The following is a 13,779-nucleotide window of genomic DNA, read 5'->3' on the forward strand; positions in this document are numbered from 1 at the left end:
GGTGTCGTCCGTGGTGGGCCTGCGTGGCGAGGGATTACCCCCGCGTTTGCGGGGGGTGGGGGTCTGGAGAGAGCCGGACGACGCCGGTGCCAAGGGATGACCCCGTGTGCACGGAGAGGAGAACAGCCGACTGCAGGTGGTGTTCATGGGCACGGGATGACCCCCCGCGCGTGCGGGAAGGATCTCGCGGTCCCCCATCCGCCGAATGGGCAGCCCGTGACCTGCGCTGCGGCGACTCGGCCGACTTCCAAGGCTCCGAACGTGACGTGGTGTTCCTGTCGATGGTCGCCGCCATCGAACCAGGCCGGACCCTGATCTCGCTGACCCGCGACGACTACGTCAAGCGCTACAACGTCGCCGCATCCCGGGCCAAAGACCAGATGTAGCTATTCTACTCGATCCGGCTCTCCGACGTCGGCAACCCCGAAGACATGCGCTTTCAGCTGCTCGACTACTGCTACGGCGTGACCGGCCGTGCCTCGTCGGCGATGCCGGCGGCGATCTCCGGCGGCGCCCCGCACGACCGCCGGGTGGAGCCGTTCGATTCACTGTTCGAGCAGCGCGTCTACAACCGGCTCATCGACCGCGGGTACACGGTGCTGCCGCAGTACCAGGTCGACTCGTACCGCATCGACCTTGTGGTCGTCGGCGGCAAAGCGCGCCTGGCAGTTGAGTGCGACGGTGACGCCTGGCACGGCCCAGACGCCTACGAACGTGACCTGGCCCGCCAGCGCAACCTGGAGCGTTGCGGGTGGCGGTTCTTCCGCATCCGCGAATCCGCGTTCTACGTCGATGAGCCGGCTGCACTGGCCGACCTCTGGGCGACCCTGCGGGAGCTGGACATCCACCCGTCTGGCTGGACCTCCACCGCCGAGGAGGAGATCGGCGACCAGCCCACAGTCGATTTGGTTGATCCGCTACCGGCCGCGACCGACACCGACGACGCCGAGGTCATCGAGGCGGAAGTGCCTGACGGCCTGCGTACAGAGCCCTTCATCGGCGACGCCTCGGTAACCGACACCGGTTGGCAGGAAACGTCCGCCCGTGACACACCACAGGTCACAGTCGCCGCGCCCAGCACCGTCCAGCTCGACACCGTCGTGGCAACTATCCCCATGACCGACACCCAGGTCCTCGATACGGTGACCACCGTCGAGCTCGATCTCGGGCCCGAGGTGCAGGCGGCGCTGCTGGAGGCGACCGACGCCGAACCAGAACCAGACCCGGCCATGGTCGCGGCCGTTGCTGACCAACCCAATACCCTGCCCGCCTACCACGAGTTCCTCGGCAGCGTCCGGTCACCGGCGGAAGCATCCAAGCAGGACCTGATCGACGGGATCATCGCGATCGTCACCGCCGAAGGACCAGTGCTCGGTGACCGCATCCACACCGCCTACGTGCGCAGTTCCGGTGGCCAGCGCGTAGGCAAGTCCATCGCCAGCGCACTGAACTCGGCGATCACGCTCGCGGTGCGCCGCGGCACGCTGGTGGAAGAGAACCCGCTACGTGAAGCCGGCAACAAGCCACGCACGTACCGGCTGGCATCCCAGCCCAGCGTGCAGGTGCGCCGGCTCGGCCCGCGCGCACTGGACGACGTGCCCCCGGCCGAGATCGCTGCGCTGCTGGAACGGGTCGCGTCGACTCACGGCTGGGACAACGTGGAAGTCCTGTTCCGGGTGACACTGGAGACGTTGGGGCTCAAGCGGCTGACCAAGAACGTTGACGAACGCCTGACCCGCTGCATGCTGCTCACCAGGTGGTCGTCTTAGCCGCCCCGCGCTGCCAAAGCATCGAGGAGGACGCCGCCACTGTCCTGACCGCCAGTCTGCGTCCTCCTTACAGGTGGTGCCCAGACTGCACGAGGGCAGCGACACTGCATAGCGAGAAATACCGCAAAACGTGGCAAGGGCCGATATCTCGACGGGATAACCAAGATGGATGATCTGCGCTACGAGCCGCCACACGTGGAAAACGGCTGGCTCGGGGCGCTGAAACCTGCCACCTGCCTCGTCGTCGGCACCGTGCCCGACAACGACCGCGACGTGATCAACGAGGCAGCGGTCGAGACACGCTCGGTGGAGTCGAGCCCGTTCGTGTCGATGCTGCACCGCGGCACCTACGCGTTCGCGCACGCAGGTGTCTGGCATGTGCTGATCGCCGGCGCCGGCAGACAGCCACGCGGCACCGACAGCGCCCGACGCAAACACACCGAAGACAGCCACCTGGTAGCCGCGTACCTGCTGCACGAGCAGCTGTGGGGCCAGGCAGGACCGTTCGCGGGCCGGGCCAAGTTCAAGCCGCTGGACATGGTGCGCGCCGCAGGCGCCAGCCACGTCGGGCGCATCAAGCGCGTCACCGCAGTAGGCGAGGGCTACCAATACCACGTCGACGTCCAAGGCGAGATCAAGACCTACAGCGAGCAGGCGCTGCGCCTGGAAGTCGGCGACCCCCGCGATCCCGAATTCTGGCTATCCCAAGACCCGGTCGGTGCGGCGGACCTTTCGCTGACATTGACGTGGACGAAGCTGTCGCATCCGCTGACCGACACCCTCTACTCGTTCGCCTACAGCAAGACAGTGTTCCGATCATACCAGTTCAAGCCCGCGCTCAAGATCCTCAACGGTTCGTCGGGGCGGATCCTCATCGCCGACGAAGTCGGCCTCGGCAAAACCATCGAAGCAGGCCTGATCTGGAGCGAACTAGGGGCTCGTCCCATGGGGTTGGCCGTGTAATCCGCTGATTCCGGCAGCCGGTGAGGCAGGCTTTGCTGCGACTGTTTCTCGGGTTGCAGGGGTGGCTATGGCTCGTCCACCGGAAGTGTTCGTACGGGCGATCACGATGACCGAGGGTCAACGGCTGCAGCGGATCGGGCGCACCGCGAAGGACCCGGTCAAGCTGCGCAGGTCGATCGTGGTGCTGATGTCGGCCCAGGGCCAGCCGGCCGCCGACATCGCGCACCTGATGCGGGTCACCCCGGACTACGTCCGTGGCGTGATCCACGCGTTCAACGAGCGGGGGTTCGACGCGCTTGACCCAAAATGGGCTGGGGGCCCACCGAAGAAGATCAGTGACGTCATCCGCGCGAAGATCGTCACGATCGCCTGGTGCGACCCCCGGTTCCTGAAACTGCCGTTCTCGACCTGGTCGCTGTCCAAGCTGCGCCGGCACCTCATCGACAGCCGCCTCGTCGCCGCGGTCAGCCGCGAGACGCTGCGGCGCATCCTGCACGAAGGCGGGGTGTCATGGCAGGCGACCAAGACGTGGAAGTCGTCCAACGACCCCGACTTCCAGGCCAAACTCCGCCGGATCCTCGACCTCTACGACCACCCGCCCGCCGACGGGCGGGTGGTCTGCGTCGACGAGTTCGGGCCGCTCAACCTCCTACCCCGGGCCGGAAGGGTGTGGCGGCCGGTCGGGCGGACCCGCCGGCTGCCCGCGACCTACACCCGCACCGAAGGGGTGCGGCACATGCTGGCCGCCCTCGACCTGGCCAGCGGAAAGGTGTTCTACCGAATCAAGGACCGCAAACGCGCCCGGGAGTTCCTCGGCCTGCTCAAGGCGCTGCGGGCCCGGTGGCCGGGCCAGAAGCTGTACCTGATCGCCGACAACTTCTCCACCCACAAGCACGCCAGCGTGAAGGCGTGGTGCGCTGCCAACCAGGTGGAACTGGTGTTCCTGCCGACCTACGCCTCGTGGTTGAACTGGATCGAGTGCGAGTTCGCGGCACTGCGCTACTTCGCCCTCAACGGCACCGACCACCAGTCCCACGCCGAGCAGAACGCAGCGATCGGCGCCTATGTCCGATGGCGCAACCACCGCGCCCAACCCAAGACCAACTTCGCACCCAACTCCCGCATTCGCGAGCCGGGTTACACAATCAAGGCCGCGTGACGGGGCACTAGAACAACGCGCCACGCTCGACCGAGTCCTGGTCGTCGCACCGGCAGTGCTGACCCTGAAATGGAAATCGGAAATGGAGCGGCGCTTTGACCGCAGGCTCGACCTGCTGCGCCCGTCGAAACCTGGCCGAGCTCGCCCAACGCCTCGAAGACGGCGACCCCGCACAAATCCACGGCGTGATCTCGCTCGAGTCGCTGCGCGCCGCCGGAGGTGTGCTCGAAGCTCTGACAAAAGCAAGCCCTCGCTTCGACCTGGTGATCGTCGACGAGGCCCACTACCTATGCAACCGTGGCAGAAGATCCCATCAGCTCGGACAGCTGCTCGCCGACTGGTCGGACTACCTGGTCTTCCTGTCGGCGACCCCGCTTAACCTCGGTCGGACCGCTTCTGCCACGTGCAGCTAAAGTCTTAAGATAATTTCCCCAACAACATCTTGATCTCATTATCGATTGCCGCCGCAATTGCACGACTTGGCGCATATATGACGTAGCCCACATATGCCGACTTAAGACTAATTGATCGAGTGAAGATTGGCACAATCCCGCAATCCCCGCTTAAAGACCTCCTGACGTCCGCGAATGCGGGGCGAAGATATGTATACCCAGCCAAACTAGACCTAATCTTTACGTGCTCATAAGAGCTCACATGCATAGTTGCTCGCCAGTCAGTGGCGAGCAACTGGTCTGCCAGCTCAATACAAACAGAACCACCAGTACGACGAGCGTTGATTTCGGATCCATAAAGCCTATCGCTTGAAGGATCCAATATAAAGTCGAGATCGTACCATCCCGCATAACCGAGCTCACGCATTAAATCACCTGCTGCGCGGCCAGCCAACTCCGCTAATGCCAACATCTCGTCGGACACTACGTTTACCCCGAACTCCATTCCGACGTAGGTCCCGAAGCCAGAAATCTTAAGCTGACCGATGCCGCACGTACGGATGTCGCCGTTCATTCCGACAATTCCGTTAAAATTTGGAACAGCGGGCTTAGTTCCACCGCCTATGGCACGCTCGAGCAATACTGGAGTGTCCGTCCAAATGCCGTCTCCAGTCGTCAAGATTTCACTAAATGTGAGTGCCGCCGAATCAATTGAGTCCAGCAGCCTGACGCCTGAACCACCGTGCCCACGATCAGATTTCAGCACTAATGGATCAGATCCACTGATTAAGAGAGTACTCGCTAGTTCTTTTGCCAGATCCAAATTCTGGCAAGCATAACCTGGAATTGCATAAAACTCTGGAACCTTATGATGGACGTGTTCAAAAATTGACCTTGAGCCGATCTTACTATCCAGGTAGTCCACACTGGCCGCCGACGAAGGAAGATTCGACTCCTCTAAAATAAGCGAAAGTCCGGAATCCTGAAGGTGAGACAGCAACCGAAGAAGGTCACTCGTAAACCCCCACGGAAGCACGGAGGAGATCTCATTCTGGAGCATATCGAACAGTCTCTGCAGGCATGCTGTGTCACGCATCAAGTCGCGACACACCCAGCCGGTAACAAGTTTCGGCGAAAATGACTCTATTTGAACACCGAGCAGTTCCTGAATCTCTTGGAGGAAGTCGGCGTCTGGCGGCTCTGGCGTAATCACGATTCGCCTCCGCGTTGCCCCTCCCCAAAACAAAGCTGCTTCAGCCGATACACCAAAATTTTCTTTAGCCCTCCGGGCGCGGGACAAACTTTCGTCATCAGTGTCTCGGGCGTGCCTGGAGTTGAACTCAAACATGTTAGCAATATTGAGCGATACCGTCGCTTCGGACGTCAAGGCGCTAGTGTTCATCGTCATCAGTGAACCTCCACGGACGGATCGGGGCAATCGACGCTGATGACTATACCGTGGCGCAGCCTTCAAAGGTCTAGGTCTAGCGATCACTATTTAAAATGACTCGGTTGAGCGATGTGACGTAGTGACCCAACTCCTACGATCTAATAGATAGCAATGCCATAAAGGCAAATTATACCTTTCGTCCGCTCATAGTACAAATATACAGACGCGCCGCGAGGGCGCAGATCGAGCAACGTTTCTGGCGCCCTCGGCTACACTACGTTGCTTAACACCCACAATAGGACGGGCCCATGATCCAGCTCTTTGTGAGCTACTCCCGTGATGACGGTCAAGAATTCGTTCAGTGGCTCGTCGATTACCTTCACGGGTTGCCTGGCGAAAAGATCAACGTGTCATATGATCTCGCCTTGAGCCCTGCGGCGAAGGAGGGCTGGTCACGCCAGCTCGAAGAATTGATTGATTCGGCCCACTTTGTGGTGCTGATTTTGACCAAGGGAGCGGTGGAATCCGCCTTCGTAGCAAAAGAAATTCTTTACGCGCAGGATCACGACAAAATTATTTTTCCAGTTCTAATTGAACCGTGCGACATTCCGTTAACAATAATTGACCTGCAATATGTCGACTTCACAGGCGAACGCGAAACTGCTAGCCGGGAACTCGTTCAACACCTACGGAAAGGTCAGCCGCCACCTCGCGATCTCGGCCAGATGCCTGCGACGACCAGGGCCGTATACCGGAGCTACCTCAGGAGCCTGATACATCGGTTGAGCGCACTGCCACTCAGTGCAATAGACCAAATGGCCGAAGATGAGTTGGATCTCCCACGGCTTTGGACTCCACTCGACACAACAGCCAGGAGCTCTCCGACCAGTACCGAGCAAATGTTCAAGTTGCCTGGAAAAACCATCTCGGTCACGGATATGATCGCGACCGAGCAACAACTGGTTCTGATGGGCGACCCTGGAGCTGGAAAGAGCACTGCAGCTCGGTATGTGGCACTATGCCTCGCGTCCGCGGAGTTAGACCCCACTCTCAATGGGGGATTAGGACTTATCGGATTGGGATCAGGATGGACTCATGGACCGATGACTCCGATCTACGTCGATCTCAGGGAGTTTGCGGCAAGAGGTGAGCAGTCCGATGAGTTTGCGGGTCTTCAGCTGCTCAAGTATATGCTGAAGGCAATTGAAATTAACTACGGCGAGCTGGTACCCGAATTCAGGCGCCGACTATTTCTTGGAAAATGTTTTGTCGTACTAGATGGGATGGATGAGGTGCCACAGGCGAAAAGACGGCGCCTTGATGTATTGGCCAGCATACGATCCTTCTCTCAGGAATTCGCAGATTGCCGAATTCTTGTGACAACGCGAACTTATGCGTTTCGTAGTCAGGACTGGAAACTTTCGGGCTTTGCCGAAGCGGAAATAGCACCTTTTGAGACACGGCAAATTGATGCGTATATTGACCGATGGTACACAGCGCTAGCCAGGCGGCGCCCGGAGCTAGGAGGTCGGCAAGTTTCACTAAAGCGCGCGATCGCACAACGTCAAGACCTGGGCTACTTGGCGCAACGTCCGTTGCTGCTTTCACTAATGGCGTCAATTCATAGTCACGGGAGCGGCATGCTCCCGCATCGACGGGCAGCGCTCTACCGCGAGATTACTAATTTACTACTAGTTCACTGGGAGGGTCTAAAGAACGTACTCAACCCACAGACAGGAGAGACTCAATCTTCGCCAAGTAGCTTAGCTGCCTTCATTGGTCATGGAATAAAACCCGAGGATTTGCACGCAGCACTCTGTCAAGTAGCATATGAAGCCCACATGTCGATGGACGCCGGGCGCGATAGCGCCGATATCACGTTTAAGCATCTTGCATTTGTTTTAAACAGAGCACTAATGCCTGACCCAACTGACGATGTGGCATTCAATCCCTTTTCATTAGCACAAGAGCTGCGTGACCGTTCCGGCATTCTCGTCGCCCACGATGAAGACGTATATCGGTTTCCCCACCGCACTTTTCAAGAGTACATGGCTGCCTGTCATCTCTGTTTGGACCCGCTCTTTCCTGAACAACTTGTAGTTCACGCACGGGAGGATCCAGATCGATGGCGGGAAGTTCTAATTCTAGCTGCCGGAGAGTCTGTGCCAGGCCCTGGTCGATATCGTCAACTATACGACTTGTTGGACGAGCTTATTCCAGTCGATCTGCCGCTCGATGGCCTCACCGACCCTCAAAACATTGAGTGGACTATGGCGCTGTTCGCTGGATTGTGCCTCACTGGATGCGGCGTGGATCAAGCACCCGAGCGAGGCCGGTCCCATGTTGTCCACAATAGGATCTTGGGTTGGCTCAAGAATTTAATTGAAACGGGCGCACTGACGCCCCTTAATCGACTTGAAGCAGGACAAGTTCTGGGGGTGCTGGGCGACACGAGAGAAGGTATCGGAGTTTCCGCCTTGGGAATTCCAGACATTCGATGGTCTGATCCAATCGACGGGGGCTACATTTCTCTTGGCCGGACAACGCAAAGGACACGGTCGCGGATTGGCAGGTTTCAGTTGTCGAAATTTCCGGTAACGAATGCTCAATATCACTCATTCGTCGAAGATCTTGATGGTTGGTCCAATCCAGATTGGTGGGCTTTCTCGCCAGAAGCTATGGCGTGGCGAATGCGGCCTGGCTCGACTCCTCCAGTACGGTCCGAGCCTGCCGACCAGGCCTGCCCTCGATGTGAGGTGACATGGTATGAAGCAGTAGCCTTCTGTCGCTGGCTGTCGGCAAAGACAGGCCTGCCTGGGATCAGACTGCCGACCGAGGCGGAATGGGAATTCGCGTCACGTGGGCGGCGAATGACCTTGTATCCATGGGGCGATGAGCACCTTTCCGACCGTGCTAATATCAAACTTGTCGGTGATGAGGCAGCCAACAGTCTCGACCGCGTGTGCCCAGTTGGAATGTTCCCATTGGGGCGTGGCGTACATGGAGTTGAAGACGCGGTGGGCAATGTGTGGGAGTGGTGTCAAACTACATATGCATCAAAGCGAACCGATGATAATACCGACGACCTGCTAGGTCAAAGGCCGCGGGTCGTTAAGGGCGGCTCGTGGCGTACCACTGTCGAGCGATCAAACCTGACAGAGAGGGGTCGCTTGGCCCCCTATGACGCGAGTGATGAAATTGGTTTTCGAGTTTGCCTGCCGTTAGGTGATTCGAGGAGCTAGTAGTCCAGCGGCATGTAGTGCTTAAGCGCTCGTGGGCAGAGCCGTGGCGATGTTTGTTGTGGCTGCGTCTGGCGATGGCTTGGTTTTGTCCTCTCCATCGGGCCAGGATCCTACCGCTCGAGAACATCACGCCACGCCGACCCGGTCCTAAACCGCCGCAGGATCTCGTTTGAACGCTCCCGCACCGCTGCGGCAGCGGTCCAGTAGCCGCCACCAGCATCAACGGCTCGATCAACAACCACCCGGCATCCATCAACTCGAAACGCGCCACCAACGAGGGCCTGCCATCCGCTGCCCGCCACCGAACCCATCGAGATCCGAGCGTCAAAGCCCGGACCTCGACCAGCTGGCGCGGGCGGACCCTGCGGGCCGGCACGGAGTACCCGGTTGGCGTCGAACGCGACCAGGCGGTCCTTGCCGACATGGCGCACGTGCCGGTCGAGCACCGCATAGGGGCGTGCCGCCATCGGGCGCGCAGCGCGGGCGTGCTCGGGGGCGGCGCACGCCGACCACCTCGCCGTGAGTACGGCTGGGTTCGCGCCTGCCGCTGCGATCCGCTACATCACCCAGGGCCGAGTCGAAGGCGACCGGCCGTCCATCTCGCCCCGCCGCCTGGCCCGGCTCATGCTCACCCGCCCGGACGGCCTCAACCGACAAGCAGCGCGCAGTCCGCGATGATCTCACCGCCAGCTGCCCCGAGATGATCGACCTGGCCGAACTCATCCACTCGTTCGCCGACCTCCTACGGCCCCGGGAAGGCAACAGCGAACGACTGGACGCGTGGATCACGAAAGCCCGAGCCGCTCAACTACCCTGCCTGCACTCCTTCAGCCGAGGCCTGGTCCAGGACCGCGACACCGTCCACGCGGCAGTCACCCTGCTCTACCACAACGGCGGGACCGAAGGCGTGAACACCAAAACGAAACGGATCATGCGCCAGATGCACGGCCGAGCCGGCTTCACGCTGCTACGCCATCGCATCCTGCTGAGCTGACCCCACGCACGGTCACCACCGAATGTGCACCTGAGCCGTTTGTGTCACACAGCGGGGATGGCCTGGCCAGGCCGCCCTGGTAGGGCTGAAAACGGTGGCAGGGCGGTCCGGTGACGTCGTGGGACTGTGGTGCTTCGATCCCGTCACACAGCGGGACGCTGGAGCCGCGCGACAGGTGCCCCTTGATTGTTGCCTCGAGCACGCGACTCAGACTCTTGCGCCTGTGCGGCTCTCCGGTCCGCCCGACCCTGGGTCGCAACGGCGCGAGGAGGGACAGGCGATGGACACGGTGGTGGCCCGCTGCGCGGGACTGGACATCGGCAAGGCGGACCTGAAGGCATGCATACGCATCCCGAACGGACGACGGCGCAGCCAGCAGGTGCGGACATTCCCGACCACCACACCTGGACTACTGGGACTGCGCGACTGGCTGGCCGACAACGAAGTGACCGTCGTCGGTATGGAAGCCACTGGTGACTACTGGAAGCCGGTCTACTACCTGCTCGAGGACGCATTCGATGTCCAGCTGCTCAACGCCCGGCACATGCGTAACGTCCCCGGCCGCAAGACCGATGTCGCCGATTCGGCCTGGATCGCGCAACTGGTCGAACACGGGCTGGTCCGGCCCAGCTTCGTTCCGCCGCCGCGCATCCGCAGGCTGCGTGATCTCACCCGCTACCGCACCACGGTCGTGCACGAACGCACCCGTGAGATCCAGCGTCTGGAGAAGGTCCTGGAAGACGCCGGGATCAAGCTGTCCACGGTCACTTCACACACGCTGAGCGTGTCCAGCCGCGCGATGATCGAGGCGCTCATCGCCGGTGAACGCGACGCCGATGTGCTGGCTGACATGGCCCGAGCCCGGATGCGCACCAAGCTTCCGGCGCTGCGCGAGGCGCTGGTCGGCCGGTTCAGCGCGCACCACGCGTTCATCTGCCGCGCCATGTTGACTCGCATCGACGCCGCCGACACCGCGATAGAGGCCCTGTCCGCGCGGATCGTGGCCGAGATCGCACCGTTCGCCGCCATCGTTCAGCGGCTGGACGGCATCCCCGGCGTCGGCACCCGCATCGCCCAGGTGATCTTCGCCGAGATCGGGGCGGACATGACCCGGTTCCCGACCGCCGGGCACCCGCAAAGGCGACTCCTGGCTGCGCGGTGCCCTCGGCGAAGCCGCCGCCGGTGCCGCGCGCACACGCAACACCTACCTGCAGGCCCGATACCGGCGCCTGGCCGGCCGCCGCGGCAAGAAACGAGCACTCGTCGCCCTTGGCCACAGCATCCTGACTGCGACATGGCACATGATCACCAACGGGGTTGACTACCACGACCTCGGCCCTGAGCACTTCCTCACCCGCGTCAACCCCGAACGCCAGGCCAGACGCCTACTCGACCAACTGAACCGACTCGGGTTCCAGGCCACTCTCAACCCCACCGGGTGAGCTTATTTTCGACTCAGCTTATTTTCGACTCAGTCCCTCGGACCTCGGCGAGGCTGAGGGGCACGAGTCCGTCCCGGTCGCAGTGCCTCTTTTGCGTTCTTGGCGGTGACGGACAGGAAGGCGTGGGCCGCCATGGCGAGTGTGATGTGCCGGTACTAGGCGTCGTAGCGGCGGACCTGGTACTGGTCGAGCCCGACTTTGTCCCTTGGCCGTCTGGAAGCACTCCTCGATCCCCATCGGGTGCCGGCGACCCGGATCAGTTCTTCGGGGTCGGTGCCATCCGGGCCGTAGGAGAGGTAGTAGGCCAGTTCGGTCGGGTCGGTGATCGAGCGGCGTACCAGCAGCCATCGCGTGAACCCGTGATCGGCGGTGCCGGTGTCGGGCAGGCTGGCCACCGCCCACTCGTACAGGCGAGGGCCCTTGGCGCCGCCGCCGCAGCTGCGCCGCTTTCATGCGACGTCCGGGGCCAGGCGGGCGAGGGTGTCAGCGCGGGCGCTGCCGCCCTCGGTCGGGAACCTCTGGTTGCAGGCCACGGCCTGCGCGTAGGGCATATGGCATGCCTGTCGCCAGAACCGGAACTTGCCGTACTTGCCGTAGGCTTCGTCGGCTGTCACCCACCGGGCCGGGGATCCCGGCGTCCAGCGCCCGACGCAGCATCCCCAGCCCGAGCGCCGGCTTGGTCGCGAACGCGGCATGCGGGGGCACTGCGGCTTCGGCGCGGCGTACGGTGTCGTCGCACCAGGTCTGCGGCAGGTACAGCTCCCGGTCGATCAGCGTCCGTCCGTGCTGGGACGCATACGCCAGAAACACGCCCAGCTGGCAGTTCTCCGTCCGCCCAGCGATGCCGGATTACTGGCGCTGCACCCCGGCAGACTTGCTGCCCTTCTTTGACGAACCCGCTCTCGTCGATGATCAAACACCGTCCGGGTCGCCCAGGTGGTGGGCGACATAGCCGCGCAGGTCGTCGCGGACGCCGTCGGCGTCCCACGCCGCGTCGTTGAGCAGGCCCTGCATACCGTCGGGCGTGTTCTCCCCGGCCGCCTCCGCCAACGTCCTGCCGTTCTTGTCCGACAACGGCGACAACAACCCCAGCAGGTAAGCCCCGGCGCGCCGACGCGGCTCCACCCGAAACCGGCCGGCGAACCGCGCCACCAGGTCGTCCAGGCCTGCCACCCATCCCGCAAGATCCGCACCATTCGCAAGCACGTGCATCCATATTGGACACACGTGGCTACTCGTAAGGTGCCCCTCCATGCGTGTCCAGCAGTGCAAACTCCTCGGCGAAAGTGCGGCTTGGAGTACTGGCTGTTAATCTGCCGGTCGATCGCCAACCTCGCCGAACTTGCGCTCTTCCTCTGCTACGAACCGAGGACACTCACGGCGAAAGGCTAATCCGGGTCGCAGGAGCCAGACGGTGCATCGGAGAATAACTATCCAAGCGTCAAAAACCGAGTCGGACTCGACGAATACAAAGGTCCGAAATGCAGAATGGTACCGCTGCATCACGCTCGTCATGCTGGCCCGCCTTCCTCGCCGTCATTACAGAACGGGCAAAGTGGCGCTAAACGGCCAGGGCTACCACGCTTACCGTTGCCGAGGCCTGTCGTCTCCTGGCACACCTGACCACCGACATACCAAGCAGTGATCAAGTCAATCGAGGTTACGATGGCGTGCGCACACCATCACGTCCCCAGATGTAGCGCTTCCCGTGAAGACCTCGCTTTAGCAAACGCACCTGGAGCATTATCCTAGCGAGCACTTCGGGAGCCGAGATTACCGAACAAGGTTGCAGCCTACCTCACCGCGTAAACACCACATGCACAAGATACAGGATGGAAGCAGTTACAATTATTGAACCGAGGGACGTATCCACAATCAACGCCGGCACGGAGGCAACGTTAGAGAACTCGTCCAACAATTTTAAGACAACTGCCACCACTACGCCAATTGGCAGAGCAAATGAATACACGGTCGAGATTACCGTCGAGTACCACGGATACTTTTTTAAGTAGAATTCCCCCTCGCGCGTAAATGGAACCCCAGAAAAAAAACGACTGAGGTCGGACTCTAATGCATGAACGTACCTGTACAGCCGCTCCAAGTAGACGCACGACTGAAAATATCTAATGACCGAAACAGTGAAAAGTGACCATAGAACGGCGGTAAGCAATCCAGGGCCGAATGTCGCGCCAACTCCAAACTTCTCCCGAGCGACACCGCCAACTACGATTCCAAGCTGTTGCGGAAGCCAGGTATCAATAGCCAGCAAGGCGAGTGACGCAAGGACCGCCAAAACAAGCCGATCGCGCGTCCTTACCTGTGCACCTATTATCGAGAACGTTTCCGAATAATGTACATGAAGAACTTCGAGGCGAGCATCGTCACTGGGGGTCATATTAGTATGGCCTACCGACTTATTTACGAGGGA

General features: G+C 61.0%; 8 protein-coding genes and 3 pseudogenes. 8 read left to right on the forward strand and 3 right to left on the reverse strand.

Features of this window, described 5'->3' with window-relative positions:
* Nucleotides 1-170: 170 nt before the first annotated feature.
* The 5 genes from AB0B35_RS16810 (at nt 171) to AB0B35_RS16830 (ending at nt 4,304) form a co-directional block, all read left to right on the forward strand.
* Nucleotides 171-386 carry a hypothetical protein gene (locus tag AB0B35_RS16810; protein ID WP_361046000.1) on the forward strand — a complete coding sequence of 72 codons (216 nt, stop codon included), beginning with the start codon at nt 171-173 and terminating at the stop codon, nt 384-386.
* Nucleotides 387-431: 45 nt separating this feature from the next.
* Entirely contained in the window at nt 432-1,769 is a 1,338-nt protein-coding gene (locus tag AB0B35_RS16815; protein WP_361046002.1) for a DUF559 domain-containing protein, read from the forward strand.
* A gap of 165 nt (nt 1,770-1,934) precedes the next feature.
* Nucleotides 1,935-2,732 carry a hypothetical protein gene (locus AB0B35_RS16820; protein WP_361046005.1) on the forward strand — a complete coding sequence of 266 codons (798 nt, stop codon included), beginning with the start codon at nt 1,935-1,937 and terminating at the stop codon, nt 2,730-2,732.
* A 106-nt stretch (nt 2,733-2,838) separates the two neighbouring features.
* Complete coding sequence (locus AB0B35_RS16825; RefSeq protein ID WP_361046007.1) at nt 2,839-3,891, forward strand: IS630 family transposase; 1,053 nt, start codon at nt 2,839-2,841, stop codon at nt 3,889-3,891.
* Between the two features lie 95 nt (nt 3,892-3,986).
* Entirely contained in the window at nt 3,987-4,304 is a 318-nt protein-coding gene (locus AB0B35_RS16830) for a hypothetical protein (RefSeq protein WP_361046010.1), read from the forward strand.
* 4 nt (nt 4,305-4,308) lie between these two features.
* On the opposite strand, the gene AB0B35_RS16835 is transcribed toward AB0B35_RS16830, so the two are convergent.
* Nucleotides 4,309-5,691, reverse strand: a complete 1,383-nt coding sequence (locus AB0B35_RS16835) for a hypothetical protein (RefSeq protein ID WP_361046013.1) — start codon at nt 5,689-5,691, stop codon at nt 4,309-4,311.
* A 290-nt stretch (nt 5,692-5,981) separates the two neighbouring features.
* Here AB0B35_RS16835 and AB0B35_RS16840 point away from each other — a divergent pair, with 290 nt between their 5' ends.
* The 3 genes and pseudogenes from AB0B35_RS16840 (at nt 5,982) to AB0B35_RS16850 (ending at nt 11,351) form a co-directional block, all read left to right on the forward strand.
* Nucleotides 5,982-8,915 carry an SUMF1/EgtB/PvdO family nonheme iron enzyme gene (locus AB0B35_RS16840; protein ID WP_361046016.1) on the forward strand — a complete coding sequence of 978 codons (2,934 nt, stop codon included), beginning with the start codon at nt 5,982-5,984 and terminating at the stop codon, nt 8,913-8,915.
* A 555-nt stretch (nt 8,916-9,470) separates the two neighbouring features.
* A pseudogene (locus AB0B35_RS16845) lies at nt 9,471-9,909 on the forward strand (transposase); the annotation flags it as partial.
* Between the two features lie 280 nt (nt 9,910-10,189).
* Nucleotides 10,190-11,351, forward strand: a pseudogene (locus AB0B35_RS16850) (IS110 family transposase).
* A 29-nt stretch (nt 11,352-11,380) separates the two neighbouring features.
* Here the strand turns inward: AB0B35_RS16850 and AB0B35_RS16855 are convergent.
* Both AB0B35_RS16855 and AB0B35_RS16860 read right to left on the reverse strand, forming a co-directional pair.
* Nucleotides 11,381-12,563 (reverse strand): annotated as a pseudogene (locus AB0B35_RS16855) (IS701 family transposase).
* 586 nt (nt 12,564-13,149) lie between these two features.
* Entirely contained in the window at nt 13,150-13,746 is a 597-nt protein-coding gene (locus AB0B35_RS16860; RefSeq protein WP_361046018.1) for a hypothetical protein, read from the reverse strand.
* Nucleotides 13,747-13,779: the final 33 nt, after the last annotated feature.

It is taken from the genome of Catellatospora sp. NPDC049133 (assembly GCF_040648455.1).
Taxonomy (GTDB): Bacteria; Actinomycetota; Actinomycetes; order Mycobacteriales; family Micromonosporaceae; genus Catellatospora; species Catellatospora aurea.